Here is a 26,904-nt window from a genome sequence, read left to right as displayed (position 1 = left end):
CTACATGTATGAACTAGGGTGGTATCGCGGGTAAATATAACTCGTCCCTTTATTAAGGGGCGAGTTTTTTGTGTTCTTACAAATGAATTTTTATAAAAAGGAGGAAAAACAATGAACACTGTATCGAAAAAACATGTTTTTTCCACAGGTCTTATGCTATTTTCTTTATTTTTTGGAGCAGGTAATTTAATTTTCCCTCCAATGCTTGGACAAAATGCTGGTGAGCACTTTTGGCCAGCCATGTTTGGCTTTTTACTAACAGGGGCTGGATTACCACTATTAACTGTTATCGCAATCTCTCTTTCAGGTAACGGAATGCAGCAACTTGCAAGTCGTGTTCACCCAATATTCGGAATCTTCTTTACCGTTGTCGTCTATATTGCAATCGGTCCATCTATGGGAATACCCCGCGTTGCAAACGTTGCATACGAGATGGGTGTAGGTTCTTTTTTACCAGTAGATATTCGTACAAGCGGATTCGCATTATTGACGTATACTGTTATTTTCTTCGCGATTGTATATTGGCTAAGTTTAAACCCTTCTAAATTAGTAGATCGAATTGGCAATGTATTAACGCCTATCTTATTACTTTCTATTTTCTTTTTATTTATAAAAAGTGTGTTTACACCACTTGGGGAATCAGGTCCAGCAATGCAAGAATATCAATCTTCTCCAATTTTCAAAGGATTTATGGAAGGCTATTTAACAATGGATACAATTTCGGCTCTTGCATTTGGAATTATCGTCGTGAATGCAATCCGCTCAAAAGGTGTAAAAGATCGCAAGGCAGTTGCAATCGCAACAACAAAAGCAGGGCTGATTGCAGCTACAGGGCTCGTTCTTGTATATGGAGCACTTGGATGGCTAGGTGTAACTAGTGTTTCACTTGGGTATGCAAAAAATGGCGGGCAATTACTTACCGTTATCGTTCAACAGTTATTTGGTCCATACGGCCTTTCTTTACTAGCTGTTATCGTAACACTTGCATGCTTAACAACATGCGTTGGACTTGTATCAGCATGCAGTCAATATTTCTCAACTTTATTTACAAAATTTTCATACAAAACTTTAGCAAGTATGATTTGCGGCTTAGGACTTTTAGTAGCAAACTTAGGATTAACAAAACTCATTGCGATTTCTGTACCCGTTTTACTTGTTGTATATCCAATTGCTATCGTACTTGTACTCTTATCGCTACTTCATAAGTATTTCGGCGGTTACCGCTCTGTTTACGTTGGCGCTTTAATTGGAGCTGCAGTCGTAAGTATATTTGATGGCTTAAAACAAGGAAACGTATCTGTTACATCTATTACTTCTTACTTTGAATATATTCCACTATATACTGAAGGAATCGGCTGGCTCTTACCAGCACTTACTGGAGCAATGATCGGTCTTGTCATTGCAAAATTACAGGGTGAAAAGCCTGTACCATTAATAGAAGATTCCTCTGAACGTAGAGTGTCCTAAAAAAACTCCCATTTCGGGAGTTTTTTTACATTTGGTAAGTCATACGACTAAAACTACTTACTTTATATGCTTTTGTATAATATTCAAGATTCGTATCAACTGTTTCTACTTTTACAACATCATAACATTCTATTTGTTTTACTAAAAATAAATAATATTCTTCTGTCGCTTCAATGATTGCTATACAATCTGTTTCAATATCATATTGCTTCTGAATCGCTTGCAATGCATTCACGTAATTTCCTAACTTTTCTTTTTTACTCTTTTCAAATATTGTTTGAACTAACATACACTTTCCCCCTTTGTATGTAGTGTTTCTAATGGAGTGATAACGCTTTCAAATGGATGCGTCAATAAAGAAAACTTCCACTAATGAAACAAGTCATCTCGAGTGGAAGTTCATCTTATTTCGTTAATTGATGTCTAAATGCATAAATAACCGCCTGCGTACGATCACTTACATTCAATTTATTTAATATATTACTTACATGTGTCTTCACAGTTTTGAGTGCAATAAATAGCTCATCCGCAATTTCTTGATTACTTTTTCCCTCTGCAATTAATAATAAAATTTCAGACTCTCGTTCTGTTAAATCTTCATGAAGAGGTTGTTCTTTCTTTTGACGCATACGAGACATCATTTTCCCAGTAACTTTCGGCTCAAGTACTGTTTCCCCATCATAAGTCGCTCGCACTGCATCAGCAATATCGCTTGCTCTTGATGTTTTTAATAAATAACTTGTTGCACCTGCTTCAATGACAGGATATAATTTTTCATCATCTAAAAAGCTCGTTACGACTACAATTTTCGCTTCAGGCCATTCTTGAATAATGGCACGTGTTGCCTCAACACCATCCATTTCATCCATAACAAGATCCATTAAAATAATATCCGGCCTTAATTCTAACGCTAGTTCCGAACCTTTTCTTCCATTTTCTGCTTCCCCGACTACCTCAATATCCGGTTGAGTTGATAAATATGCTGATACACCCATTCGCACCATTTCATGATCATCAACAAGCAATACTTTAATCATAATCCTCCCCCTCTCTCTATCATAATTGGTACCTTCACCTCAATCTGTGTACCTTTATTTGGAAAACTAAGCACTTTTAACGTTCCACCAATTTCATGGACACGCTCTTGAATAGACCTTAAGCCGTATGATCCAGCTTTATTGACACCTACCTCAAATCCAACACCATCATCAATGATTTTCAAAATCGCATACTGATCGATTTGGCGCAGGCGTACCTCCGTTTTCTTTGCTTTTGCATGCCGTAATGTATTAGACAATGCCTCTTGTACAATACGGAATAAATGATCTTCCACACCTTTTTGTAATTGAATCGGTTCAATCAACCATTCTATTTTCATATGTTGTTTTCTAGAAAGTTCTGTTAGCAGTTCTTCGATGCCTTCTGTTAACTTTTTACCTTCTAATTGTACAGGACGTAAATGCAGAAGTAATGCTCTCATTTCCGATTGCGCATTTACAACCATATTTTCCACAAGTTGCAATTGCTTTTGGGTTGTTTCTGGCATATGTTCTACCTGTTCATTAATCGCTGACATCATCATAGACATTGCAAAAAGCTGCTGACTCACTGAATCATGCAGTTCCCTTGCTAATCGATGCCTTTCTTGTGAAATCGCTTCTTGTCTCATTTCTTCATTCCAATGCGCTCGTTCATTCGTTACCTTTTGAAATAACCCAGCCTGTTCCTCTAATCTTCGAGCAAGCGCAATTACTTTTCGCTCTACTTCATGAAATTCATCTTCCGCAGTAAACGAAACATCCTTTGGGAAATTCCCACGCTCTACTTCAAACAAGAAAGTATTCAAGCCTTGAATACGTTGCTGCATATAATAACCAATCGCATACCCTACAATTCCACCCATAAGAAGACTTGTACTTATAATTAACAAGCCAATTGGAACAGAAGCAATGGATTCTTTCCATAATAAATCATATACTTCTTGCCCACTTTTCCACACATATACAACTGTACAAATAAGTGCAATACTAACAGAAGATAACATAGAATAACGAATATACATCCATGAAATATTTCCTTGCTTTTTCATTATACTTTCCTCACTTCCGTATCGCCTACGACAAGCGAAGAAATAATTTTAATACGGCGTGGAGCTTCTTTGTACTGTTCTGTCTTAAACGTAACATTTCGATTAAAACCTGTTTCTTCATGCCCCGGAAGTAAAACTCTTCCCATGATGACAGAATGATTTAAAGATAGCTCAATATCATATGGAACATACAAACGAATGTTACCAATAACGCCACGAATAACAATGACCGTTTCCCCTTCTGGAATCATCGCCGTCGTCAAATCAATTTCAACATCACCGACTCCATACTGGACATTAATATCTTCTAACTCATAAATGTGGTCCATCATTCTTATGTTCCCAAGCATTATGTTCTTAAGATATGGTTCTGTTCGATAGATTTGTTTTTCTTCATCTATATATCCTTTTTCCTTAATTTCCACCTTTACAGTTTTTGGCTTTTGCTGTCCTTGAATAAGCTGATAACCGATGAAGGCTAAGCAAGCAAATACAACGAGTACGAAGGCCGCTGATGAAAACAGGAAGAATAAAAAAACAATCCCTCCGACAAATAAAAACACATTCCCTCTCACATATCGATTCTTTTTCCGATAATATCTCCCGAACATAATCATAATAAATGCAAAGATAAGAGCACCTGGTTCAAAATGTCCGAGAACCATATCAAGAAAAAGACCAAATCCAAATATGATGAGGAGCATCCCCACTAGTTGTGATTTAGAAAATTGTTTCTTCATTTCAGCTCCCCCTTCTTGTTACATATAAATAGAAGAAAAAGGTATTGCTTTCCAACACCTTTTCTTCTATCACTATATCATAAGCTCGTTTTATAATATACTACAATTATTTTATTACTTCTTTGTCTAAAGATACTTCATTTTTTTCTTTCATTTCGCGTTCCAGTTTTGCAATTTTCATATCAAATGTATCACGCTCATGCTCTTCATTCATGCGAAGCTCTAAATCACGAATGTGATCTTCAATTTCTTCAAATCGTAAGAACGGATTATTCTCATCCATTTTATGAAAAGCCGTATTCATGCGACGGTTGGCATGAGCCATATTTTCGCGAGCCATTAATTCCATACGCTTTGCATTCATTTCTTTTAACTTATTCTTCATTTTAGAAAGGCGACGTTCTAACTCATCAATTTGTTCCAATACACCTGCATACATTTCCTCTAGACGAGCGACTTGCCCTTCATAATATGCAACTTCTTCTAATGCACGTTCATGTAGTTGCATTTCCCCTGCTTCTTGTGCGATTATCGCCTGCTTTGATCTCTTATTTACGAAATAACGAGCCTGCTCAAGTTCACGAGCAAAGTTAGATTTTAATGTTTTATGGCGCTGAATTAATTTTTCAATTTTTGTTACTTCACGCTCACTATCGCGTAAATATTGATTTAACATAGCGATTGGATTTTTTCTTTCTTTTTCATCTAAAACATTATGAAAATCTGCTAAAATTGCATCACGTACACGCCCGAATAAAGATTGTTTCATTATAATCTTCCTCTCTTTTACTTTATGATTTAAATTGTTTTATATTAGTTTTTCATTAACTTGTTCCACTCATCTTCAAAGTTGCTATATGGTTTAGATCCTTCTGAAGCGGAATCAACTACTGCATCTTTATCTTTTTTCCACTCACGGTATCCATAGTATAGTACTACTAATGCTGCGATACCGATTAACGCTGGAGAATGGGAAAGAGCAATTGACAATCCGATTAAACCGATAATACCCCAAGCTAACTTTCCAAAAAATGATTGTGCTCGCACAAATGATTTATAGCTCCAGTACACAATTCCTGCTCCAATTGCAAATCCTACAATACCAGCAAGACTACCAAGAGCAATTAAAGCCAAAATACCAGCTGCGATAAACGCTAAAAATTGTTTCATCTTGTGCTCGCCTCCCTTCGATTTGATACTCTTATCTTAACTATTTTTTCATTTTTCCATAACGAGCTTAAGAACCGTTTTCTAATCAGACTTAAGACCTATTCCAAGTCAGTCTTATATTAAGGTAAATATAAAAAAGGATGCCTCGTATAAAGCATCCTTTTTCTTTATGCTGTTTTATGATATTGCTTTTTTTCCGCTACTTTTGAAAACTTTGGAAAACCAATTAAAATAGAAACTATACCGCATACCCCAACTAAGATTGGATAAAACGCATATGGTAACAATTCAACAGGTGACAATGCTGCAAATCCTGCTGCCGTTAACATTTGAGCACCATATGGAACTAATCCTTGTATGCAACATGAAAAAAGATCTAACACACTTGCTGATTTTCGTGGATCAATTTCATATTGATCAGCAATATTTTTTGCAAGCGGACCAGTAAATATAATAGAAATTGTGTTATTCGCTGTACAAATATTCGTCAGACTAACTAAACTAGCGATTCCGAATTCTGCACCTTTTTTCGAACGAATATTACGTGTTAATGTATTCATTAAATATTGAATACCACCATTATATTGAATGATTTCAACCATTCCACCGATTAAAATTGCCAGTAATACAAGCTCCATCATTCCATTTATCCCTGTTGTAACACTTTTAAAGAAGCTAGCTAATGTATAGCTTCCATCAATAAGACCAATAAAACCGGCTAGAACTGTTCCGCCTGCTAACACAACGAGCACATTCCATCCAAGTAAAGCTGTGATAAGCACAACCGCATACGGCAATATTTTCACCCAATCAAATGTGTGAGCTTTGATTTCCGTATGATTTCCTAATGTAAGGAAAACCAATACTATAATTGTAATAATTGCGGCTGGTAAAACAATTAAAAAGTTTGTTTTAAACTTATCTTTCATTTCCGTACCTTGTGAACGAACAGCTGCAATTGTCGTGTCAGAAATAAACGATAGATTATCACCAAACATCGCTCCGCCAACAACAGTTGCCATCGTTAACGCAATAGAAATATCTGTTTGCTGGCTAATCCCGACTGCAATTGGTGCTATCGCTGCAATAGTCCCCATCGAAGTTCCCATTGCTAGTGAAATAAAAGCACCTATAACAAAAATTCCCGCAACAATGAACCCTTGCGGTAAAATAGATAGCGCTAAATTAACTGTAGAGTCAACTCCGCCCATTCCTTTTGCTGTTTCAGAAAACGCACCAGCAAGTACAAAAATCAACACCATAATCATAATATCCGGATTACCAGCCCCTTTGGCAAACCGTTCTACTTTTGATGTAAAGCTTTCTTTCCTGTTCATCACTAATGCAGTCCCTACAGCAATTAAAATAGCGACAAGTATCGGCAATTTATAAAAATCCCCTGTAATAATTCCAGAACCAATAAATAGCGCTAAGAATATTCCAAGCGGTAATAATGCTAAGCCATTCCCTTTCGTTTGTTTCAAAATAACATCTCTCCCTAGTTCTAAAACCTTTTCTATCTCATAACAAAAGACCTCTTCCGAAAAGAAGAGGTCTTATATACTTATAAGAAACACTCTCCTCATCTGTCAAGCACATGCTTGCTGGATTTGGCACAGCACTCTATTATGAGTCCGCTGCCGAGGCATCGTAGGGCCAGTCCCTCCGCCTCTCTTTATAAGAAGGTTTCATATTTTATTTTTAATAATAATTTCTTCCCTAACTTTACTCGCTTACAAATCAAAAGTCAATTATTATTTGTATGAAAATAATTGGTATTTTTTGATATTTATAAAAAATTACGAATAAATCCGCATAACGAAAAGAAAATCAACATTTTAACTTTCGAATTTCTTTTTCTAAAATTGTAATCCAAGGAAACTTGTCCTTTCCAATTACTTCGATAAGCCATTTTGCTGTATCCCACGCTTCATTATATTCCTCTTTAGAAATAGCTCCATCTATATAAGCCTCTTCTAATTCATCTTCATCCAACAAATATACATCACCATTCGGTAATAGCACTACATCTAAATATAAATCATCAAAATACGGCATACCTCGTTCATCTATTTTATATTTTTTCGCCACATCAATATAATACTGTACTAATTCCTTTTTTTCATTTAACATAGCTGTAATCGCAAAGTTCTTATCACTAATAAAATACTGCACCCATATATATCCATCATTTACAATACAAAGTTTTTGGTTGTTATATTGCTTGTAACTGGGCTCTTTCACTTTTTGCATACACAGCACACCTAACATCCCTTGCTCAATTGTCTTCACTTCATATGTTTTCTCTATCAACCGTTCCCAAGTAGAGCCATCGCCATATTTTCGTTTCATTATTCTTTAACTCCTTTTCTATACAAAAAAGCCCCCACATCTTATGCGAGGGCTCTGCCAATAGCTATTAAGCTGCCTGTTTTTCGGAAAGCTCTTTTAGATAAGCTTGTCCTTTTGCATCGTCATATTGACCTTCCCACTTAGACATAACAACAGCTGCTAAAGAGTTACCCACTACGTTAACTGCCGTACGTGCCATATCTAAAATGCGGTCAATACCTGCGATAAATGCTAATCCTTCTGCCGGAATACCTACTGTACCTAATGTTGCTAATAATACAACAAATGATACACCCGGTACACCTGCAATCCCTTTAGATGTAACCATTAATACAAGCAATAATGTAATTTGCTGCGTAAGAGATAAATCAATACCATACATTTGCGCTAAGAAAATCGCTGCAATAGCTTGATATAACGTAGATCCATCTAAGTTAAATGAATAACCTGTTGGAATAACGAAAGATGTAATTGCTTTCGGACAACCGAACTTCTCCATTTTCTCCATGATTTTCGGTAAAACCGTTTCTGAGCTTGCAGTAGAATACGCTAAAATAAGCTCGTCTTTTAAGATCTTAAAGAATTGGAAAATGTTAATACCAAATATTTTCGCTGTAAGTCCTAATACTACTACCACGAAGAAAATCATGGATCCGTAAACAACAATCACTAGTTTACCTAATGGAATTAATGAAGCAAGACCAAATTTAGAAACCGTTACACCAATTAAAGCGAATACACCAAACGGCGCGAATTTCATAACTTGGTTTGTTACATAAAACATTGAATCCGCTACACCTTGGAAAAATTGAAGAACCGGTCTTCCTCTTTCACCGATTGCTGCAATCCCTAAACCAAATAGTACAGAGAAGAAAATAATAGCAAGCATATCACCTTTTGCTAATGATTCTACAATATTTGTCGGAACAATGTTTACAAATGTATCCGCAAAAGAGTGACTCTGCACTTGCTCTGTCGTTTGCGTATATTTAGAAATATCTGTCTTCGTTAACTCATCCATATTTACGCCTTTTCCTGGTTGGAAAATATTCGCTACCAGTAGACCAACAACAATTGCAACTGTTGTAATAATTTCAAAATAAAGAATTGTCTTTCCGCCTAATCGTCCTAGCTTTTTCACATCACCAACGCCAGCAACACCAACAACGATGCTCGCTACGACAATCGGTACAACAATCATTTTAATTAATCGGATGAAAATATCACCAATTGGTTGTAAGTATCCTGCAACTGCTGCATTGCCATAAAAAATCGCCCCTACTGCAATACCAAGCGCAAGTCCTATTAAAATTTGCCATGCAAGTCCTATCCTTTTCATACTTGCTGCAACCCCCTTCTTAGATACTCTAACTCTGCATTTCTCTTTTTCTATAAAACTAAGAAATTAAGAGTATTACATATTATTCGACAATTCACTACATTTTTGTCCCTGTTAAAAATGATAAATCAAAAAATGAAATCTGACAACAAAATAAGTTTGCGTGAACACAAATAATTTTCTTGACAAAAACAAAACCCATGTCAGAAAACCTAACATGAGAACGATTCCTTAAAGTGTTTATCGGTGTTCTCTCTCCTTTATTTTCATTACATCCAACGAAATAATATACAAAAATTACCTTATTCCCGACAATTCATAGTACATTTATAAAACTTTCGTTACATTATGATTACAATAATAGACAGTATTCTTCCAATTATGATATATACATCATAGGGAAAGGAGCTAAACCACTATGAAAAAGAAATACGTCGCTTTCAGCGTATTAACAGCAAGTGCTATTTTTGTTTCTCCATTGCAGTCAGTTACATATGCAGAAACAAGTCAAGATAAATTATCTAATATTCAATCCGAATTAGAGGGTAACCAACAAGAATTACAGAACAAGTCAGCAGAAAAAGAACAGATGGAAAAGGAAATTCAAGACTTACAAAAAAAGATTGATGAGTTAACAGCTTCTATTAATAAAAATGAAGCTGATTTAAACGATATAAAAACAGAGATTAGTAAAGCACAACAAACAATTGAAGAACAGAAAAAACGTATTGCGCAATTGCAAACAAATATTGCCACTCGTCAGGACGTCATTAAACAACGACTTCAATCCATGCAAGAAAAACCTCGAACAAATATCGTAACTGAAGTATTAATGAGCTCAAACAATTTTGCAGATCTTATCGATAATATGTATTCTGTTAGCTTGATTTTAAATAACGATACAGAGATTGTAAAAAAACAAACAACTGATCAAGAAACTGTAAAAACAGAAAAAGAAGCTGTTGAAAAGAAAGAACAACAATTAAACGAATCAAAACAAAAATTAGAACAAAAGCAGCAAGAACTTCAAAAGAATCAGCAAGAACAACAAGCACTTATTAGCGATTTACACGCTAAAGTATCAAAGGTAGATTCTGAGATTGAAGGTTTAGAAGAATCTAAAAGCATTTTAGAAAATCAACGCCTGGCTGTTCAAAAAGCGATTGAAGAAGAAAAACGAGCAGAAGAAGCTCGTAAAGCTGAAGAAACACGAAAGGCAGAGGAAGCTCGTAAAGCTGAGGAAGCACAGAAACAGGCTTCACAAACCGCTTCTGCTAAGGAAGGTATACAAGTTGCTCCAACACCGCAAGATATAAATAAAAACGGCTTTATAAAACCAGCAACTGGAAGATTCAGTTCAGGATTTAACGATCCTTCACGAGGTCACCACGCTGGTTTAGATATCGCAGCTTCTGGTACAGTACCAATTGTAGCAGCCGCTGATGGTGTTGTAATTCGATCTGATATGTCATCTAGTTATGGAAATGTTGTCTATTTATCACATCGTATGAACGGCAAAACATATACAACAGTATACGCTCATATGAGCAGCCGCTCTGTATCTGTCGGACAAACTGTAAAACAAGGGCAACAATTAGGTTTCATGGGAAACACCGGGCAATCTACTGGTCAACATTTACATTTTGAAATTCATATTGGTGAATGGAATGTAGGTAAAACAAATGCAGTTGATCCAGCACCTTATATTTAACGGCAAAAAAACTCGGCGTATGCCGAGTTTTTTATATAAATAATACATAATATACATAACCTAAATGTAGTTATACTGTCCCGCCTATCATTATTTAACAATATATATTCTAAAACATACCTTTTACCTAGCGATTAAAATGAATAAAAGCAACAAAACTAAAATTAAATTAAAAGCAGGGAAAGATCCCCGCTCATTTTGTAAACATTTTAAATACACCAATTGCATTTAAAAACACAATCACTACCGTTACCGGAATAATGTAGCGTAGCAAGAAAAACCATACGTTAAATAATGTTTTTCCTTTCGTTTCTGTAACTTCTAATTCTTTCATTAATAAATCTTTACTCATTTTATTCGGTACAAACAGTGAAATTGCTAGTACTCCTAACGGGAGCAACACATTACTTACTGCAAAATCCACTAAGTCAAAAAATGTTTTTCCGAAGACTTTCACATCACTCATAACTCCAAATGATAAAGCTGATGGAATTCCAACCGCAAAAATGAGTAATCCAATAATAAATGATGCTGAAGGACGTTTTTTCTCATTATCTTTCGCTACAGATGCAACAACAATTTCAAGCATTGAGATTGCAGAAGTTAACGTTGCAAAGAAGAATAAAATTAAAAACATAATAAAGAAAAATTGTCCGAATGGTATTTTCGCAAATACAGCTGGAAGAATAATAAACAATAAACCCGGTCCCTCTGTTGGTTTAACCCCTAATGCAAATATCGCCGGAAAAATCGCTAATCCTGCAAGCACTGTAACAAAAACTGTTAAGCTTACAATCGAGGTTGCGGATTTCGCTAAATGCTCTTCTTTTTTTAAGTATGAGCTATATGTTACCATTACTGAAGCACCTACTGTTAATGAAAAAAAGGATTGTCCCATCGCATACAAAATCGTATCAGCTGTTAATTTTGAAAAATCTGGTTTTAAGAAAAACTCAACGCCAGCCCATGCCCCATCAAGTGTAAGAGCACGAATAATGATAGCAATAAATAAAATAAATAATAGCGGCATCATATATTTACTTGCCTTTTCGATCCCTTTTTCCACACCTTTACTCACTACATAAATAGTGCAAAGCATAAAGATTAACTGAGCACCTACTGCACTAGCAGGATTCGAAATTGTTTGCTCGAACAATTTTCCGTATTCCACTGCACCATTCCAAAAGTTACCAGTCACACTATAATATAAATATAATAAAATCCATCCACCTACAACACTATAGAAGGATAGTACACTAAAACAAGTAACAACTCCCATACGACCAATCCATGGATATAATTTACTATTTGGTACTAGCAATTTATATGCAGTAACCGCTTCTTTTTGTGTACTGCGGCCAATAACAAACTCCGCTAAAAGAAGAGGCATACCAATAAATAACGTTAATAATAGGAAGACTAGGAAAAACGCTCCTCCCCCTCCATTACCTGCAACGTATGGAAACTTCCATATCGCTCCAAGTCCTACTGCAGCTCCGGCTGCTGCGAGTATAAAACCAATTTTCGACGTCCATTGCTGTGTTTCTTTCATCGTAAATTCTCCTTTTCTGAATATTTATATTTTTCTTAATTATACACTTTCATTTCATACTCGCCCACCTCCTTTAGAAAATAAAAAAGTCCCCTACATGCTACTATGCATGTAGAGGACGATATATGTAATAGAATACCGTGGTACCACCTCAATTGGATCAACAATCCCACTTGTTCAGGTACAGGAAAAATTCCGATACCCTATCCTTGTAACGGCGGAACCCGGGTTGCCTACTAATCTGTTCAGCATACCTCTCGCAAGCCCATTCTGTATATTTTATCGTACCGGGCTCACACCTTCCCCCAGCTCTCTGAACGCATCAAATATACGTACTCTTCTTGCTCATCGATTTCATCTATTGAAGTTACTTGTGATTATAGAGTAGATTGCTATATTTGTAAAGAAGAATTTAATTTATTCTTTAATAGACCCTTTCATCTAACTCTTGTAAAAACCTTTCCCTTTTCTGCTCGTTTTGAATATACTCAAGCTTCAATACTTCTTGTAATAAAATATTCTGCCTTCTTTTTTCTAATGGCAATTGTTTCACTTTCATTCTCACTTCATATAAGAAATCAAGATATTTTTCATATGTCTCATCATATTTCGCAGCAATATCATCCCGAATCTTTTTCGCAAGTTTCGGACTTGCACCTCCAGTAGAAACAGCAACATTGAGCTTCCCTCGATGAATAGCTGCCGGAAAATGAACATTTCCACTTTCAGGATTAGTAATTACATTAACAAGCTGGTTTAATGATGCATCTTTTGCAATGGATTCATTTAATATTGAATCATTTGTAGCTGCCACTACTAAAAAAGCACCTTCTACATCACTTTTTTCATAATCTTTTTGAAACCAACGAATTTGCTTCGATTCTACAAACTTTACTAAATTCGCATCTAATTCACGACTCACTACAACTATATCCGCTCCTGCTTTTAATAAAGGGGTGATTTTAAATGATGCCACTTTCCCACCGCCAATGACAACAACACGTTTCTTTTCAATTCGTACTGTAAGTGGGTACATACTCATCTCCCCTTAATATTTCTTCCGTTTTCTGGATTAACATTTCTTGAAATACACAGTTTTTTCCTAAATAAGGACTTACATATATATTTGTAGAATGGTATCCGCGTACTTCCTTCTCAATGTGTCTCATTAATAAGCCTGTAAATAGCAAATAAGGTAGAATGACAACATTCTCCTCTTTTCGTTCTACAACTTCTTTTAATTTCTCCTCAAACCTAGGCTCTGCCGCAGCTAAATAACATACTTCTACCTTTTTTACTTTCTTCTCTTTTTCAAACAGAGAAGCAATACGTTTCATATCTTGTAACGTCTCAAGATCACTACTCCCCCTTGCAACAAGCAACAGGGTTACCCCACTTTCATACTCTTTAATACCGCTTCCCTCATACGTAGCGGACACGAGTGATTCCGAAACACCAAACGGATTTCCGTAAGTAATTGCAATGTGAGGATATTTATTTTGCATTTTTTGGAGTTCATTTGGGATATCTTCTTTCATATGCCCTGCCGCTAATAAAAAGACAGGAACAACGACAATTTCTGTTGCTCCTCTTCTTACGCAATTAGCAAATCCCTCTGGAATATCAGGCTGTGCTAATTCTAAAAAACATAGTTCTTGAATAGGAGCTGATACACGGTTCATACAAGCAGAAACAAAACCTACTGCTTCCTCTTTCGCCTCTTTCAGCCTACTTCCGTGGCATATATATAATACAGCTTTCATTTTATAACACTCCGCTTACAGGATACGTAATGTCCGCCTGTTGTTCAAACCAATGAATTTTTTCACGGAAACGAACAACTTCCCCGATTACAATCATACTCGGATTTTGGACCTGCTCTTTTTCAGCAATCGTTACAATTGTTCCTAACGTTCCTGTAATGGTTCGCTGAGATGATGTAGTTCCCCATTCTACAATAGCAACTGGCGTATTTTCTCCTTTTCCATGTTTCAGAAGTTGTTCACATATATAAGGAAGATTACTTACTCCCATATAAACAGCAAGCGTGTCAACACCTTTCGCTAAGTTTTCCCACTTTACTTCTTCTTCAGCACCTTCTTTTCGATGCCCTGTCACAACCGCAAAACTTGCACTCGCATCTCGATGCGTTACGGGAATCCCCGCATATGCAGAAGCAGCTATCCCTGCTGTAATACCAGGTACAATTTCAAACGGAATACCATGCTTCGCTAACGCTTCTGCTTCTTCACCACCTCTTCCAAATACAAACGGATCTCCACCTTTTAATCGCGTTACAATTTTTCCTTTTTTTGCATATTTAACAAGAAAGGCGTGAATAGTTTCTTGTTTCATTGTGTGATAGTTTGGGAGTTTTCCGCAATATATTAAGTCAGCATCTGGCTTCGCATAAGAAAGTAACTCTTTATTTACAAGACGATCGTATAAAATAACATCCGCCCGCTCGATACACTTTACTCCTTTTACAGAAATTAAATCCGGATCTCCCGGCCCTGCACCAACAATATATACCTTTCCCATCATCTCTCCTCATTTCTACTATAAAGTGAAACTTCCATCAGTGGGGAGTTTCATCCCCCACTGATGGTTAGTTGAACCAATCGGGCACTTACGGACAGTTATCCTCCACCTAACTTCTTCGATTTCCTAAAATCCTAAAGTGAGGGTATTACTGCCCGTTAGTGCGGGGTAAAGTGAAACTTCCATTCCTATTACGAATGGAAGTTACTATTCAAATCGGTGTCATTTTGTATTACAATGTCTCCTGCTCATGAATAACAAATGCTGCACCTTTGCGGATCTTCTTTTTTTCATGCAGAGAGATTTCCTTCACTTCTGGCAACGGTAAAAAATACTTCTCCAATTCTACCTCAACAAGTCTAAATGCCTGTTCCTCACTTTGTGCAACAACTACTACAGGAACAACACCATTTGCCAACACTGCTTCAAAACGATACAAATCCATATTGCTCCCCCCTAAGATGCAATCACTTCTTCTAAAATTGTATTTAACGCGGATTGTAAATTTTCTACTCCAACGCGTTCTGCAAACTCATAAAAAGTTTCAGCTGGCAGTTTATGTTCTTTAAAGTATGTTAAAAACGATACAAGAACATCCGGAAGGTCTTCCCCATCAATCTTCCCTTTTAATTTTTGGTTATAAACACCACCATCTAATAACGTACCACCTACATAAATTTCAAACGCTTCAACAATTCCTTTTTCTTTCGTCTTCAATTTCACGCCTTGTAATCCGATATCCGCAATCTGCCTTTGACCACATGAATTTGGACATCCCGTCATATGAATACGAACTGGTACATCAAGTACAAGTTGTGTATCTAAATAGTCTGCAATATTTCGTAAGCGCGCTTTTGTTTCTACCAATGCGAGATTACAATACTCAATTCCCGTACAAGAAACTGCATATCCAATAAATGATTTTGGTTTTGCTGAAATCGATTCAAACAATGGTTCTTGTAAAAGTGCCTCGACGTTTTCTTTAGGAACATTGGGAATAATAAAATTTTGCGAATTACATGTGCGAATCTCGCCATTTCCATACTGCTTCGCAATTCTAGCAAGTTCAAATAACTCCTCAGAATGTAAACGTCCAACAGGTACGTTAAAACCAACGTATGATAAATCACCTTGTTTTTGCTTATGAACACCGTAGAAATAACCTGCATTCCATCCTTTTAAAGCATCGTTTCCTTTATCGTGCAAAGGATCTGTATATTCTAATAATTTTTCTTTGAATTTTTCCGCACCCCAATCAGCAACTAAAAATTTCAAACGTGCTAAATGTCGCTTTTCACGATATCCGAAATCACGGAAAACCGTAGCAATTGCAATTGCTACCGACTTCACTTGTTCAGGAAGAATGAATAAATCTAACTCCTGCGCTAAATACGGACGAGCAGATAATCCCCCGCCTACTCGTAAATGAAAGCCTTCCACTATTTTCCCATCAATTTCTTTTGTAGCTGGAGTAAAGGCAGCACAGTTAATTTCAGCATTTGCTGCATTATATACATTTGTACTAATTGACATTTTAAACTTTCGAGGCAAATTCGAAAATTCTTCATTATGTTGGAAGAACTCATATACCTCTTTTACAATTGGTGCTGTATCAAATAATTCATCACCATCAATACCAGCAAGAGGATTCCCAATAATATTTCTTGTAATATCACCACAAGCTCCCGCCGTTGATAATCCCACTTTTTCTAGACGGTTAAAAATATCTGGCATTTGACCAATTTCAAGCCAATGAAATTGAATCGCCTGTCTTGTAGTAATATCAAGAACGTCACGACCATAATCTTCTGCAATAGAAGCCAATACTTCGACTTGTTCATTCGTTAAAATACCAGAAGGAATATTTACACGCATCATGAAATACCCTGCTTCTTTTGGACGTTGTAAATATAATCCTGCCCATTTAAAGGAATCCCACTCTTCTTTCGGAATAGAATCAAACCCATTTTCAGCATAATACGGGATAGCTTTAAAAATTTCCAAGCCATCTTTTTCTAATTTCTTTTTCTCTGTAGCATTTAACTTTTCATTGTTTGCCCACACTTTTTCATAACTCATTTTTATTCCCCCTATATAAAGCTACGCTCTTGTAAGTAACCGATAATTTGTTCTGCACATTGTTCGATTGAATAAAGATGTGTTTCTACTACCACTTCTGCCTCTACAGGTTCTTCATATGGCGAATCAATACCGGTAAATTGCTTAATATCACCTTGTCTCGCTTTTTTATACAGTCCTTTGGGATCACGTTTCTCACATTCTTCTATTGGACATTTTACAAATACTTCAATAAATTCATCTTTTTCGAGAATATCTCTTACTTGCTGACGATCTACTCGAAATGGAGAAATAAATGCTGTTAGTACAATTGTCCCTTGATCTACAAATAACTTCGCTACTTCACCAATTCGGCGAATATTTTCTGTCCGATCACTTTCGGAAAATCCTAAATCTTTATTCAAACCATGACGAATGTTATCGCCATCTAGTACATAATTCCCAATATTTTTTTCGAACAATTTCCTAGCAACCGCATTTGCTACTGTTGATTTTCCAGAAGCTGATAATCCGGTGAACCAAAGTACAAAACTGTGGTGGCCACTTTTCTTTCGTCTTTCTTCTTTTGAAACAGATGCTGTATGCCAAGTTATATTTGTTCCCATCCTACTCTCTCCTTATTTTGTAACGGCTTCTTTTTGTAAACCACGAATTAATATTTCTACAACTTCTTTACGGCTAAATGTACTTGGCGGGATTTCCCCATTTCGTAACATTTCTCGTACTTTTGTACCAGATAAAATAACGTGGTCCTCTTTACTATGCGGGCACGTTTTCGTAGAAGCCATCGCTTCACATTTTGTACAATAAAAACTATGTTCAAAAAAGAGCGGTGTAATCCCTAACTCTTCTACTGTAAAGTTGATAAAAATCTCCTGGGCTTCGTACGTTCCATAATAATTTCCTACTCCAGCATGATCACGTCCTACGATGAAGTGTGTACAACCAAAGTTTTTTCTAACCAGTGCGTGAAATATTGCCTCGCGTGGTCCTGCATAACGCATTGCAGCTGGAAAAACACTTAAAAAAACACGATCACTTGGATAATAATTTTTCAAAAGCGCTTCATAACTTTCCATGCGCACATCAGCTGGAATATCATCTGATTTCGTTTCACCAACGAGCGGATTTAAAAATAAGCCGTCTACAATTTCCAGCGCAGACTTTTGGATATATTCATGTGCACGATGAACAGGGTTTCTCGTTTGAAAGCCTACTACTGTTTTCCAGCCTCGCTTTTTAAATTCTGCACGCGTTTCACTTGGATCTAAATGATAAGAAGGAAACTTATCATTTTCCAAACGCTTTACAAGCGTAATTGTTCCTCCAACATAAACATTCGGTCTATCATATAATTTTTTCACACCTGGATGAGCAATATCCGTCGTTTTATAAACATACAATGCTTCCTTCTCTTTATCCGGTGTAAAAATATCTTCTATTTGAATAACGCCATACGTGATTCCTTCTTTAACAAGACGAACCTCTTCACCAATTTGAAATTGTTCTGCCTGCTCTTCTGTTATCGGTAGTGTAATAGGTATACTCCATACATCACCGTTTACTAAACGCATTTTTTCTACTACAGATTGATAATCCTCTTTCCCTAAAAATCCTGTAAGCGGACTATAACCACCTATCGCAAGAAGCTCTAAATCACTTAAAGCAATTTTGTCTAATTCAATTTCTTTTGCAATATTTTTTGTGTCATATGTTTCATCAACACGATTTACTAATATGTTTGTTTTACTCATTTTTCTGTCCGCCTCTTTCACATATATTTAAAATCAACCATGACCTTATTGATAATGAAGACCACATTCCGTTTTCATCTTTCCAGCCCATCGTCCGTCCCTTGAATCTCCACCTTCTCCCACAGACAACGTGCATTTTTCACACCCTATACTTGGGTAACCAATGTCGTGTAATGGATTGTAAGGTAAATCATGCTTATATACGTAACGCCATACTTCCTTCCACGTCCAATGAATGAGCGGACAAATTTTAATAGACTGAAAGCGATGATCTTGATTGATAAACCTTGTATGTTTACGCGTTTCAGATTGTTCCCTTCTCAGCCCTGATATCCACGCTTTTCCATTCGTTAAAGATTCTTCAAGCGGTAAAATTTTTCTTAATTTACAACAAAGATTGGGATTATGTTCCCACAGCTTATCTCCATGTTTTTTTGCTTGCTCTTCAAGCGTAAGCGAAGGTTGCTTTTCAATAATTTCGAGATCCGGAAACCTTTCCCGTACTCGTTTAATTAAATCGTATGTTTCTTGAAAATGAACGTTTGTATCTAAAAAAACAACTTTCGCAGATGGATTTACTTGGTTTATAAGATGTAACAAAACCATCCCCTCTACACCAAAGCTACATGCGTATACAATTTCACCTTCATACTGTTTATAAGCCCACTCTAGTACTTGCAGTGCTCCTTTTGTTTCATCTTCTTCAGAAAAAGAAATGAAGTCCTCTTTCCATGTTCCATACGTCAGCATGTTTTTCCCCCCTGTAACGCAAAAAGACGGTTTTAACCTAATACAATAGGTTAAAACCGCCTCTAGTTTTTCTAGTCAGCGCTTTTTACTTTAAGCGTACTTTTTCACTTTTTTCAAGCTGAATCACTTTTCCATCTTGCACAACAATTGTAATAGAACCATATTTCATATCCGCAAGCATCGTTTGAATCTTTTCAGCTACTTCGTCAAAATGTCCACGCACTCCCACGAACAGCCCCCCTTTTTATTCATAAAAAAAATCTTTCCCATTTCGAAAAGACTGTTCGGTAATATATTTTACCTTATCTTTCAAAATGGATGCCATTTTGCTGGACTTAGCACCTTGCTCCTATAAGCAGGTTGCTGAGCTTCGTAGGGCCAGTTCCCTCCGCTTCTCTTGATAAGCTTTGTATTTGTATTTTATCATAATTCTGATTTTTTTCAATCCTAGTTTTCCGATATATTTTATATTTTTTATTTTTTTAAAGGAGTTGCCCAGTTCGAACAACTCCTTTTTATTGATTATACAAGCTCTTTTATGCGTATGCGATCGTTCCTAATTATATTTTCATATGTTTCGCGTTCGACAACGACTTGTGATGCCCCGCCTTTTGCAAATACTACAGCCGGTCTGCGTATGCGATTGTAATTATTCGCCATAGAATATCCATATGCTCCCGTACAAGAGATTGCTAACAAATCTCCTGAAGTAACTTGTGGCAGTTCTATATCCCAAATTAGCATATCTCCACTCTCACAACACTTTCCAGCAATTGATACAATCTCTTCGGCATTTTCTCTTCCTCTATTAGCAAGCATTGCCTCATAACGTGCTCCATATAAAGCTGGTCTTAAGTTATCCGTCATTCCTCCATCAACTGACACATATTTACGAATACCTGGAATATCTTTTACAGCTCCTACTGTATAAATTGTTGTTCCTGCATCTCCGACAATACTACGCCCTGGTTCAATCCAAATTTCAGGGAGTGGATAATTCTTTCTTGTAAATTGTTCCCTCACTGCATTCGTTACAGCATGCACATATGTGTCAAGCGTAAGCGGTGTATCAGACTCTGTGTAGCGGATTCCAAATCCTCCACCAACATTTAATACAGTTACTACATAGCCAGTTTCTTCTCTTATTTCTTCTAAAAAGTTCCGTAATACTTCAATCGCCCGAACAAATCCTGCTGTTTCAAAAATTTGCGATCCAATATGCGAATGAATACCTAACACATTATAATTTGATTTCTTTAGTGCTATTTGAATCGCCTGCATTGCCTGGCCAGTAGAAACTCCAAAACCGAATTTCGAATCATCTTGCCCTGTTGTAATATATTCATGTGTATGCGCCTCTACTCCAGGTGTAACTCGAATTAATATATTTACAATTTTTCCATACCGCTCTGCTAAGTCATGTAATATTTCCATTTCCAAGAAATTATCTACTACAAAACAGCCAATACCTGCTCGCAGCGCCATTATGATTTCTTCTTCCGTCTTATTATTACCATGAAAATGAATGCGTGATGCTGGAAAACCAGCTTGTAAAGCAGTATATAATTCGCCACCAGAAACAACATCTAAAGACATATTTTCTTCACGAGCTACTCGGCACATCTCCATGCACAAGAACGCCTTACTTGCATATGCTACTTGGTAAGAGAACCCACTTTCCTGGAATGCACGATGAAATGCGCGACATTTTTCACGAATAGTAGCCTCATCGTATACATAAAGTGGTGTCCCATATTGTTTTGCTAGCTGCGTTGTATCGCATCCTCCAATTTCTAAGTGTCCTTGGTCATTGATTCGGCTTGTGCCGTGTAAATACATTTGAATTCCTCCCTTATTTCCTCTAAAACTCATACCCTCAACCATCTTCTATTCATTGCAGCACGCTTTTAGGTAAACAAAAAACGCGCGGAACAATGTTCACACGCGTTTCTTATTAGGAATAATGTATCATGAAAAAATAAACGAGTTGTTATCTTCTCAAATAAGAAACCGCATCAACATCTCCAAATAGCTCTCCATAAAATAAAATTTTATGACAGTACTACATTTATTCAATGTAGTCCCAATATATGAATGCGGTGGTCATTCTTATATTTCGGCAATAGTCCCTTTCAAACTATGATCAAAGATTCCACTAAATCTCCCATAGCTTACTCTTTCCTATCGCGGCCTCTACCTTTGAGAGTAGATGAGGTAAGTCTATTTAATTTTCAAACATCTTATATTGATATTAACAATACCAAATGAATAAATTATTTGTCAAACAATTTTTTATATTGGTTTTTTACAATTCAATTTCGTATCATTTGGTAAGCGCTTTATATCTATTTTTTTCACAATCCATTCTCCTTCATCATTATCAAATGTAATTCTTATTTTTTCAAATGGAGGAAGTACTTTCCCACCTATACCAGCTTCATATTTTGTCACTTCAATTACTGTTTGAAATAAGTATGTACCACTATAAACTTTTTTTAGACTCACAATTTTCGGACAATCATATGGCTTTAGTTTTCCATAATGCTTTTCAATTGCAACATTTATTTTCGGAAATAATACAGAATAGAGTGCATCTTCTACCAAAAGTACATCATATTGTGCCGCCATCGCTGCTGGAGAAACAAATAATATAAAAACACTACATAATGCTAAACAAAATAACTTTCTCATTACAACCTCCATATCCTTACGAAACGTTTTTATGGTGCGATTTAAATCAACGGATTATACACCATCCATTTATTAAAGTTTCACTTTATTGTCTCCCACTTCTCTTTTTCTAATCGATTGTTACAAAAAGCATCCACAATTTCGTTTTGTTCTCGTATAATAGTACACGTAGTATAATAATCATAAACATATAGGGCTGTTCGTATATATAAAGTGAAACTTCTATTCATTAAAGTACAATCACTAGAACTGTCATACGTATAAGAGAGGAGTATATTATGTTACAACATTTGTTTCCAAAATTACGATTTGCACTTGTTGCAGTCGTTTTATTATGGATCAAAACATATATTGTGTACAAGCTAGCCTTCGATATTAAAATTGATAGCTTCTTCGAAGAAATGATGCTTTTGTTTAATCCAATTGCTTCATTGCTTTTATTTTTTGGCCTAGCTTTATTCGCAACAAAATATCGAAATCGCCTTATTATTGGCATCAGCTTTTTGCTATCATTTATTTTATTTGGAAACGCGATGTTTTATGGATTTTATAATGACTTTGTCACATTTCCTGTACTATTCCAAACAAATAACATGGCGGATTTAGGAACAAGCATTAAAGAACTATTTACGTACAAAACATTACTTCTATTTGCAGATGCAATTATTCTAATGTTCCTTTCGCGTAAATTTCCAAGCTTTTGTGATAGCACACCGCTATCACGATCTGAAAAACGAAGCTTCTTTAGTGGTGTAACAGCTTTATTCGTATTGCAAATTATCGTGGCTGTTGTTCATAAACCTCAGTTATTTTCACATTCTTTTGACCGTCAAACTGTTGTGAAAAATCTAGGTTTATACACATATCATCTATTTGATATTACACTTCAGTCTAAATCTTCTACAGAGCGTGTATTCGCAAGCGGAGATGGTCTTTCTGAGATTAAAAACTACATGAATTCAAAAGATAAACAAACTGATAAAAATTCATTTGGAGCTGCAAAAGGAAAAAATGTCATTTTAATTTCAATGGAATCAACACAAAATTTTGTAATCAACAAGAAAATTAATGGAAAAGAAATTACTCCATTTTTAAATCAGTTTATAAAAGAGAGTTATTACTTCGATAACTTTTATCATCAAACTGGACAAGGAAAAACATCTGATGCCGAATTTATTGTGGAAAATTCACTCTATCCATTAGATCGTGGCTCTGTATTCTTTACTCATGCAAATAATGAGTACACAGCAACTCCTGAGCAGTTAAAGAAACATGGATACTATTCTGCTGTCTTCCATTCGAATGATAAAACATTTTGGAATCGAGATGTAATGTATCCAGCACTTGGATATGATCGTTACTTTAACCTAAATGATTATATCGGAACAGAACAAATGTCTGTTGGTTGGGGATTAAAAGATAAAGAATTTTTCGAACAATCAATTTCAAAACTTAAATCTTTACCACAGCCGTTTTATACAAAATTTATTACATTAACAAATCATTTTCCATTTCTTTTAAATCCAGAAGATCAATATATTAATGAGTATAATTCTGAGAGCGATGTATTAAATCGTTATTTCCCAACAGTTCGCTATACAGATGAAGCTCTTAAACTATTTATCCATCAATTAAAAGAAGAAGGATTATACGATAATTCCGTTATTGTTATTTATGGAGATCATTATGGAATTTCTGAAAATCATAATGCTGCTATGGCACAATTCCTCGGTAAGGAATCTATAACGCCATTTGATTCGATGCAGCTGCAACGTGTACCACTTATTATTCATGTTCCTGGTCAAGCAGGGAAAACTATTTCCAAAGTATCTGGACAAATTGATCTAAAGCCAACATTACTTCATTTACTTGGTATTAAAACAAACCAATCCATTGAATTTGGTACGGATTTATTTACAAAAAGCGAAGACCCACTTATGATTATGCGTGATGGTAATTTCGTAACAAACGATTATGTTTATACAAAAAATATGTGCTATAAAAAGAGCACAGGTGAACCAATTGATTCAGCTATTTGCCAGCCGTATATTGAAAAAACGAAAACAGAATTAAATTATTCTGATAAACTTATCTATGGCGATTTATTGCGATTTGATCCTAATAATAAATATAAAACGGGAACAATGATAACGAAATTTGAATAATCTTAGAAGCAACCTCAAATGATAACAAATTGAGGTTGCTTCTTTCTTTACTAAAGCGTTCCCCTTTCATGCACATGATGGCTTTATTATATAAATACAAATTTAAAAACCGACATAAACCCTAATCTTTATGTGGGAGAGAGCAGTAACTTATATGTCGAAAAATCAAAATGGATTTATATAGAATCTTCGTACTTCGTCTCAGATCTCAGTAGAATTAAAAAAGGTAGTTGAGGGATACACTACTCGTGAAAGCTTACCGTAATGAACCAAACCACTGAATGCGGTTTCACTTTATGAAATCTTTCACAAAATGGTAATTTTTTCGTCCGTGGTAAGAAATTTATGGTATGATAAAATAAGTAACTTTTCATACACTAATTAAGAATTTATTACAGAAAGCAAGGGATCAGATTTTGTATAGAGCAGCAATTCCAAACTTATTTACGCTCGGAAATTTATACAGTGGATTTTTATCAATCGGCTACGCATCTTTAGGGTATTATAAATCAGCTGCTATTTTAGTACTAATCGGGATGATGTTAGATAGTCTTGATGGTCGGGTTGCTCGTTTATTGCGCGTGGATTCACAAATGGGGAAAGAACTTGATTCACTAGCAGATGTTGTTACGTTCGGAGCTGCACCAGCAGTTTTAATGTACTACACTTCTTTTTCCAACTATGGAATTATCGGACTATACATAGCAGGACTATTCCCTCTGTTCGGAGCATATCGTTTAGCACGATTCAATGTAACGCCTTCCTCTACTTCTATGAAGTATTTCACCGGCGTTCCTATTACTGCAGCAGGAGGCCTCGTTGCCTTCTTGACACTATTTTCACATACCATTCCAAAAATTGTCCTCATTACAGTATTTGTAACGTTTGCATTTTTAATGGTAAGTCGTATTCGTATCCCAAGTTTAAAAGATGTGCCAATTCCACGATACAGTATTATTGTCACACTCTTTTTAATCGGAATTATTTATACAATGTATAAAACAAGCTTTGGCAACATTTCGGTATTTTTATTCATTGCCGTCCCACTTTATATTTTGTATATGTTATCTCAATTTATTAGGCAAAGACCTTCTCATAAAAAACGAGCAAATAAAGATAAATAAAGAAAAACCTTCCATATTGGAAGGTTTTTCTTTATTTTGTCACTAACTCCTTTTGATTTACAGGCGTTAATGCTTCTTCTCCTGCTAATACAGCTAAAATGTTGCGGACTGCCATTTCAGCCATGGCATCACGCGTTTCAAACGTTGCATTTCCAACATGTGGAGTTAGAACAACATTTTTCAATCCCTTTAATTTCTCTGTAATTTTCGGTTCAAACTCAAATACATCAAGGGCTGCTCCCTCAATTTCATTTGTTTCTAACGCATGAGCAAGCGCTAATTCGTTCATAATCGGACCACGTGCTGCGTTTACAATATACGCCGTTTTCTTCATTATTTTAAATTGTTCTTCATCAATCATATGATGGAGACTCGGATTATACGCGCAATTAATCGTAATAAAATCTGTTGTTTGTAACAGTTCTTCTAACGTTACATACGTTGCTTGCAATTCGTTCTCATCCTCTGGCTTACGATTTGGACCTGTGTAAATAATATTCATTCCAAATGCTTTTGCACGTTTCGCAACAGCTTTTCCAATTTCTCCAAGACCGATAACCCCAATTGTCTTTCCATATACTTCTCGTCCGAGGAAAAAGAGTGGTGCCCAGCCATTAAATCCCACTGTACGACATAATGTATCTCCTTCTGGAATTCGTCTTGCAGCCGCTAAAAGAAGGGCAAATGTTAACTCTGCTGTTGCTTCTGTTGAAACTTTCGGTGTATTTGTAACCGCAATTCCTTTTTCTGCTGCGTACGTGTAATCAATGTTATCGTAACCTGCACCATAGTTAGCAATAATTTTCAAATCAGGTGCTGCATCAATGACTTCTTTTGTTACTTTTGTAGAAAGTAAGCTTAACAGTGCATCTTTATCCTGAACCTGCTTTACTAATTCTTCGGCACTAATTAATTCTTCTTTATCATACATTTCTACATCATAATTTTGTAATAGTCTAAGTCCGATTTCTGGAATTTTTCCTGCTACTAATATTTTTGCCATCACTAAGCACCTCTTCTATTAAAAAATAGGAATTTCCCTATATTATATTGTAAGAAATCTAAGTTAAAAAAGCCAAGGAATTTGATTATAGTTCTGAAAACTGACACTTTTTCTCATAAGAAAAGAGGAGATATTTATCTCCTCTTTTTACTTATTGTTCTTCACTCGATTGCTTTCCAAGTTTTGCATCAATTGTCCCTTCTGCAACCGTATCACTAATTTGTTCTTGGGTTACAGAATTGACTTCCTCGTTCGTTTGGGAAGTATAGCTTTGATTCGTCACTTGTAAGTTCTGTTTATTTTGCTGTTTTTGCATTTCAAACCCTCCTTTATCATTCCTTCTTATTTTGAACAAAAAGAAAGGTTTTCATCACAAA

The 26,904-nt window shown here is 35.8% G+C and carries 26 protein-coding genes, 1 pseudogene, 3 riboswitches and 2 other annotated features (1 of these 32 running past the window's edge); of the genes and pseudogenes, 4 read left to right on the top strand and 23 right to left on the bottom strand.

The window, feature by feature from the left end; genetic code table 11:
* Window positions 1-52: a binding site (T-box leader), on the top strand (it extends 207 nt beyond the left edge of the window).
* Between the two features lie 59 nt (window positions 53-111).
* On the top strand, window positions 112-1,467 hold the full coding sequence (brnQ3, locus tag LOK41_RS12705; RefSeq protein ID WP_241816829.1) for a branched-chain amino acid transport system II carrier protein BrnQ3: 1,356 nt from the start codon (window positions 112-114) through the stop codon (window positions 1,465-1,467).
* Window positions 1,468-1,492: 25 nt separating this feature from the next.
* On the opposite strand, the pseudogene LOK41_RS12700 reads toward brnQ3, so the two are convergent.
* The 9 genes and pseudogenes from LOK41_RS12700 to gltP form a co-directional block, all read right to left on the bottom strand.
* Window positions 1,493-1,821, bottom strand: a pseudogene (locus tag LOK41_RS12700) (DUF3992 domain-containing protein).
* A 50-nt stretch (window positions 1,822-1,871) separates the two neighbouring features.
* Window positions 1,872-2,504, bottom strand: a complete 633-nt coding sequence (locus tag LOK41_RS12695) for a response regulator (protein WP_174099567.1) — start codon at window positions 2,502-2,504, stop codon at window positions 1,872-1,874.
* Entirely contained in the window at window positions 2,501-3,556 is a 1,056-nt protein-coding gene (locus tag LOK41_RS12690; protein WP_241816826.1) for a sensor histidine kinase, read from the bottom strand. Before LOK41_RS12690 ends, LOK41_RS12695 begins: the two co-directional genes overlap by 4 nt.
* The gene (gene liaF / locus LOK41_RS12685; RefSeq protein WP_241816824.1) at window positions 3,556-4,296 is read right to left on the bottom strand and encodes a cell wall-active antibiotics response protein LiaF; all 741 of its coding nucleotides are present in this window, start codon (window positions 4,294-4,296) and stop codon (window positions 3,556-3,558) included. The genes LOK41_RS12690 and liaF overlap by 1 nt, the downstream gene beginning before the upstream one ends.
* A 106-nt stretch (window positions 4,297-4,402) precedes the next feature.
* Window positions 4,403-5,065: a PspA/IM30 family protein gene (locus tag LOK41_RS12680; protein ID WP_241816822.1), complete on the bottom strand. Its 663-nt coding sequence runs from the start codon at window positions 5,063-5,065 to the stop codon at window positions 4,403-4,405.
* A gap of 44 nt (window positions 5,066-5,109) precedes the next feature.
* A complete protein-coding gene (locus LOK41_RS12675) occupies window positions 5,110-5,466 on the bottom strand; it encodes a lmo0954 family membrane protein (RefSeq protein ID WP_241816821.1) in 357 nt (118 codons plus the stop codon).
* Window positions 5,467-5,633: 167 nt separating this feature from the next.
* Window positions 5,634-6,950, bottom strand: coding sequence for a Na+/H+ antiporter NhaC family protein (locus LOK41_RS12670; protein ID WP_241816820.1), 1,317 nt, complete (start codon window positions 6,948-6,950; stop codon window positions 5,634-5,636).
* A gap of 95 nt (window positions 6,951-7,045) precedes the next feature.
* A riboswitch (SAM riboswitch) is annotated at window positions 7,046-7,150 on the bottom strand.
* Between the two features lie 146 nt (window positions 7,151-7,296).
* A complete protein-coding gene (locus tag LOK41_RS12665) occupies window positions 7,297-7,818 on the bottom strand; it encodes a ribonuclease FAU-1 family protein (RefSeq protein WP_241816819.1) in 522 nt (173 codons plus the stop codon).
* A 67-nt stretch (window positions 7,819-7,885) separates the two neighbouring features.
* Window positions 7,886-9,157 (bottom strand): glutamate/aspartate:proton symporter GltP, encoded by a 1,272-nt coding sequence (gltP, locus tag LOK41_RS12660; protein WP_241816817.1) that lies wholly within the window; start codon window positions 9,155-9,157, stop codon window positions 7,886-7,888.
* Window positions 9,158-9,575: 418 nt separating this feature from the next.
* Here gltP and LOK41_RS12655 point away from each other — a divergent pair, with 418 nt between their 5' ends.
* Window positions 9,576-10,868, top strand: a complete 1,293-nt coding sequence (locus LOK41_RS12655) for a murein hydrolase activator EnvC family protein (protein ID WP_241816815.1) — start codon at window positions 9,576-9,578, stop codon at window positions 10,866-10,868.
* A 193-nt stretch (window positions 10,869-11,061) separates the two neighbouring features.
* Here LOK41_RS12655 and LOK41_RS12650 read toward each other — a convergent pair whose 3' ends face one another.
* From LOK41_RS12650 to LOK41_RS12595, 12 genes are all read right to left on the bottom strand, one after another.
* Window positions 11,062-12,420, bottom strand: coding sequence for a sodium-dependent transporter (locus tag LOK41_RS12650; RefSeq protein ID WP_241816813.1), 1,359 nt, complete (start codon window positions 12,418-12,420; stop codon window positions 11,062-11,064).
* 111 nt (window positions 12,421-12,531) lie between these two features.
* Window positions 12,532-12,778 (bottom strand) — a binding site (T-box leader).
* Between the two features lie 66 nt (window positions 12,779-12,844).
* Entirely contained in the window at window positions 12,845-13,456 is a 612-nt protein-coding gene (locus tag LOK41_RS12645; RefSeq protein ID WP_241816811.1) for an NAD(P)-binding protein, read from the bottom strand.
* Window positions 13,431-14,183, bottom strand: coding sequence for a sirohydrochlorin chelatase (locus LOK41_RS12640; protein ID WP_241816809.1), 753 nt, complete (start codon window positions 14,181-14,183; stop codon window positions 13,431-13,433). Before LOK41_RS12640 ends, LOK41_RS12645 begins: the two co-directional genes overlap by 26 nt.
* A 1-nt stretch (window position 14,184) precedes the next feature.
* On the bottom strand, window positions 14,185-14,961 hold the full coding sequence (gene cobA / locus LOK41_RS12635) for a uroporphyrinogen-III C-methyltransferase (RefSeq protein ID WP_241816808.1): 777 nt from the start codon (window positions 14,959-14,961) through the stop codon (window positions 14,185-14,187).
* A gap of 232 nt (window positions 14,962-15,193) precedes the next feature.
* Entirely contained in the window at window positions 15,194-15,406 is a 213-nt protein-coding gene (locus LOK41_RS12630; RefSeq protein ID WP_174099554.1) for a DUF3906 family protein, read from the bottom strand.
* 11 nt (window positions 15,407-15,417) lie between these two features.
* Window positions 15,418-17,040, bottom strand: a complete 1,623-nt coding sequence (locus tag LOK41_RS12625) for a nitrite/sulfite reductase (protein WP_241816806.1) — start codon at window positions 17,038-17,040, stop codon at window positions 15,418-15,420.
* Window positions 17,041-17,051: 11 nt separating this feature from the next.
* Window positions 17,052-17,645 carry an adenylyl-sulfate kinase gene (cysC, locus tag LOK41_RS12620; protein ID WP_241816804.1) on the bottom strand — a complete coding sequence of 198 codons (594 nt, stop codon included), beginning with the start codon at window positions 17,643-17,645 and terminating at the stop codon, window positions 17,052-17,054.
* Between the two features lie 12 nt (window positions 17,646-17,657).
* Window positions 17,658-18,794 carry a sulfate adenylyltransferase gene (sat, locus tag LOK41_RS12615; protein ID WP_241816802.1) on the bottom strand — a complete coding sequence of 379 codons (1,137 nt, stop codon included), beginning with the start codon at window positions 18,792-18,794 and terminating at the stop codon, window positions 17,658-17,660.
* A 45-nt stretch (window positions 18,795-18,839) separates the two neighbouring features.
* Window positions 18,840-19,544, bottom strand: a complete 705-nt coding sequence (locus LOK41_RS12610; RefSeq protein WP_241816800.1) for a phosphoadenylyl-sulfate reductase — start codon at window positions 19,542-19,544, stop codon at window positions 18,840-18,842.
* A gap of 85 nt (window positions 19,545-19,629) precedes the next feature.
* The gene (locus LOK41_RS12605; RefSeq protein ID WP_003196202.1) at window positions 19,630-19,773 is read right to left on the bottom strand and encodes a YezD family protein; all 144 of its coding nucleotides are present in this window, start codon (window positions 19,771-19,773) and stop codon (window positions 19,630-19,632) included.
* A gap of 70 nt (window positions 19,774-19,843) precedes the next feature.
* A riboswitch (SAM riboswitch) is annotated at window positions 19,844-19,951 on the bottom strand.
* Window positions 19,952-20,066: 115 nt separating this feature from the next.
* Window positions 20,067-21,383: a diaminopimelate decarboxylase gene (gene lysA, locus LOK41_RS12600; protein WP_241816799.1), complete on the bottom strand. Its 1,317-nt coding sequence runs from the start codon at window positions 21,381-21,383 to the stop codon at window positions 20,067-20,069.
* A gap of 182 nt (window positions 21,384-21,565) precedes the next feature.
* Window positions 21,566-21,748, bottom strand: a riboswitch (Lysine riboswitch).
* A gap of 88 nt (window positions 21,749-21,836) precedes the next feature.
* Window positions 21,837-22,235: a DUF3888 domain-containing protein gene (locus tag LOK41_RS12595; protein ID WP_241816797.1), complete on the bottom strand. Its 399-nt coding sequence runs from the start codon at window positions 22,233-22,235 to the stop codon at window positions 21,837-21,839.
* Between the two features lie 278 nt (window positions 22,236-22,513).
* On the opposite strand from LOK41_RS12595, the gene LOK41_RS12590 reads away from it, so the two are divergent.
* Together LOK41_RS12590 and pssA are read left to right on the top strand one after the other, a co-directional pair.
* A complete protein-coding gene (locus tag LOK41_RS12590) occupies window positions 22,514-24,400 on the top strand; it encodes an LTA synthase family protein (RefSeq protein ID WP_241816796.1) in 1,887 nt (628 codons plus the stop codon).
* Window positions 24,401-24,816: 416 nt separating this feature from the next.
* Window positions 24,817-25,524, top strand: a complete 708-nt coding sequence (gene pssA / locus LOK41_RS12585; RefSeq protein ID WP_241816794.1) for a CDP-diacylglycerol--serine O-phosphatidyltransferase — start codon at window positions 24,817-24,819, stop codon at window positions 25,522-25,524.
* Window positions 25,525-25,555: 31 nt separating this feature from the next.
* Here pssA and LOK41_RS12580 read toward each other — a convergent pair whose 3' ends face one another.
* Together LOK41_RS12580 and LOK41_RS12575 are read right to left on the bottom strand one after the other, a co-directional pair.
* The gene (locus LOK41_RS12580) at window positions 25,556-26,527 is read right to left on the bottom strand and encodes a 2-hydroxyacid dehydrogenase family protein (protein WP_241816793.1); all 972 of its coding nucleotides are present in this window, start codon (window positions 26,525-26,527) and stop codon (window positions 25,556-25,558) included.
* A gap of 151 nt (window positions 26,528-26,678) precedes the next feature.
* Entirely contained in the window at window positions 26,679-26,843 is a 165-nt protein-coding gene (locus tag LOK41_RS12575) for a DUF4025 domain-containing protein (protein ID WP_241816791.1), read from the bottom strand.
* Between the last annotated feature and the right edge of the window lie 61 nt (window positions 26,844-26,904).

The organism is Bacillus sp. TL12, assembly GCF_022625245.1.
Lineage (GTDB): Bacteria > Bacillota > Bacilli > Bacillales > Bacillaceae_G > Bacillus_A.
Note: the sequence above shows the minus strand (reverse complement) of the source record. Positions and strands in the feature narration are given on the sequence as shown.

Excerpts from the sequence above, each read along its gene's own strand:
- brnQ3 (WP_241816829.1), top strand. The coding sequence starts at position 112 with ATGAACACTGTATCGAAAAAACATGTTTTTTCCACAGGTCTTATGCTA.
- LOK41_RS12695 (WP_174099567.1), bottom strand. The coding sequence starts at position 2,504 with ATGATTAAAGTATTGCTTGTTGATGATCATGAAATGGTGCGAATGGGT.
- LOK41_RS12690 (WP_241816826.1), bottom strand. The coding sequence starts at position 3,556 with ATGAAAAAGCAAGGAAATATTTCATGGATGTATATTCGTTATTCTATG.
- liaF (WP_241816824.1), bottom strand. The coding sequence starts at position 4,296 with ATGAAGAAACAATTTTCTAAATCACAACTAGTGGGGATGCTCCTCATC.
- LOK41_RS12680 (WP_241816822.1), bottom strand. The coding sequence starts at position 5,065 with ATGAAACAATCTTTATTCGGGCGTGTACGTGATGCAATTTTAGCAGAT.
- LOK41_RS12675 (WP_241816821.1), bottom strand. The coding sequence starts at position 5,466 with ATGAAACAATTTTTAGCGTTTATCGCAGCTGGTATTTTGGCTTTAATT.
- LOK41_RS12665 (WP_241816819.1), bottom strand. The coding sequence starts at position 7,818 with ATGAAACGAAAATATGGCGATGGCTCTACTTGGGAACGGTTGATAGAG.
- gltP (WP_241816817.1), bottom strand. The coding sequence starts at position 9,157 with ATGAAAAGGATAGGACTTGCATGGCAAATTTTAATAGGACTTGCGCTT.
- LOK41_RS12655 (WP_241816815.1), top strand. The coding sequence starts at position 9,576 with ATGAAAAAGAAATACGTCGCTTTCAGCGTATTAACAGCAAGTGCTATT.
- LOK41_RS12650 (WP_241816813.1), bottom strand. The coding sequence starts at position 12,420 with ATGAAAGAAACACAGCAATGGACGTCGAAAATTGGTTTTATACTCGCA.
- LOK41_RS12645 (WP_241816811.1), bottom strand. The coding sequence starts at position 13,456 with ATGTACCCACTTACAGTACGAATTGAAAAGAAACGTGTTGTTGTCATT.
- LOK41_RS12640 (WP_241816809.1), bottom strand. The coding sequence starts at position 14,183 with ATGAAAGCTGTATTATATATATGCCACGGAAGTAGGCTGAAAGAGGCG.
- cobA (WP_241816808.1), bottom strand. The coding sequence starts at position 14,961 with ATGGGAAAGGTATATATTGTTGGTGCAGGGCCGGGAGATCCGGATTTA.
- LOK41_RS12630 (WP_174099554.1), bottom strand. The coding sequence starts at position 15,406 with ATGGATTTGTATCGTTTTGAAGCAGTGTTGGCAAATGGTGTTGTTCCT.
- LOK41_RS12625 (WP_241816806.1), bottom strand. The coding sequence starts at position 17,040 with ATGAGTTATGAAAAAGTGTGGGCAAACAATGAAAAGTTAAATGCTACA.
- cysC (WP_241816804.1), bottom strand. The coding sequence starts at position 17,645 with ATGGGAACAAATATAACTTGGCATACAGCATCTGTTTCAAAAGAAGAA.
- sat (WP_241816802.1), bottom strand. The coding sequence starts at position 18,794 with ATGAGTAAAACAAACATATTAGTAAATCGTGTTGATGAAACATATGAC.
- LOK41_RS12610 (WP_241816800.1), bottom strand. The coding sequence starts at position 19,544 with ATGCTGACGTATGGAACATGGAAAGAGGACTTCATTTCTTTTTCTGAA.
- lysA (WP_241816799.1), bottom strand. The coding sequence starts at position 21,383 with ATGTATTTACACGGCACAAGCCGAATCAATGACCAAGGACACTTAGAA.
- LOK41_RS12595 (WP_241816797.1), bottom strand. The coding sequence starts at position 22,235 with ATGAGAAAGTTATTTTGTTTAGCATTATGTAGTGTTTTTATATTATTT.
- LOK41_RS12590 (WP_241816796.1), top strand. The coding sequence starts at position 22,514 with ATGTTACAACATTTGTTTCCAAAATTACGATTTGCACTTGTTGCAGTC.
- LOK41_RS12580 (WP_241816793.1), bottom strand. The coding sequence starts at position 26,527 with ATGGCAAAAATATTAGTAGCAGGAAAAATTCCAGAAATCGGACTTAGA.
- LOK41_RS12575 (WP_241816791.1), bottom strand. The coding sequence starts at position 26,843 with ATGCAAAAACAGCAAAATAAACAGAACTTACAAGTGACGAATCAAAGC.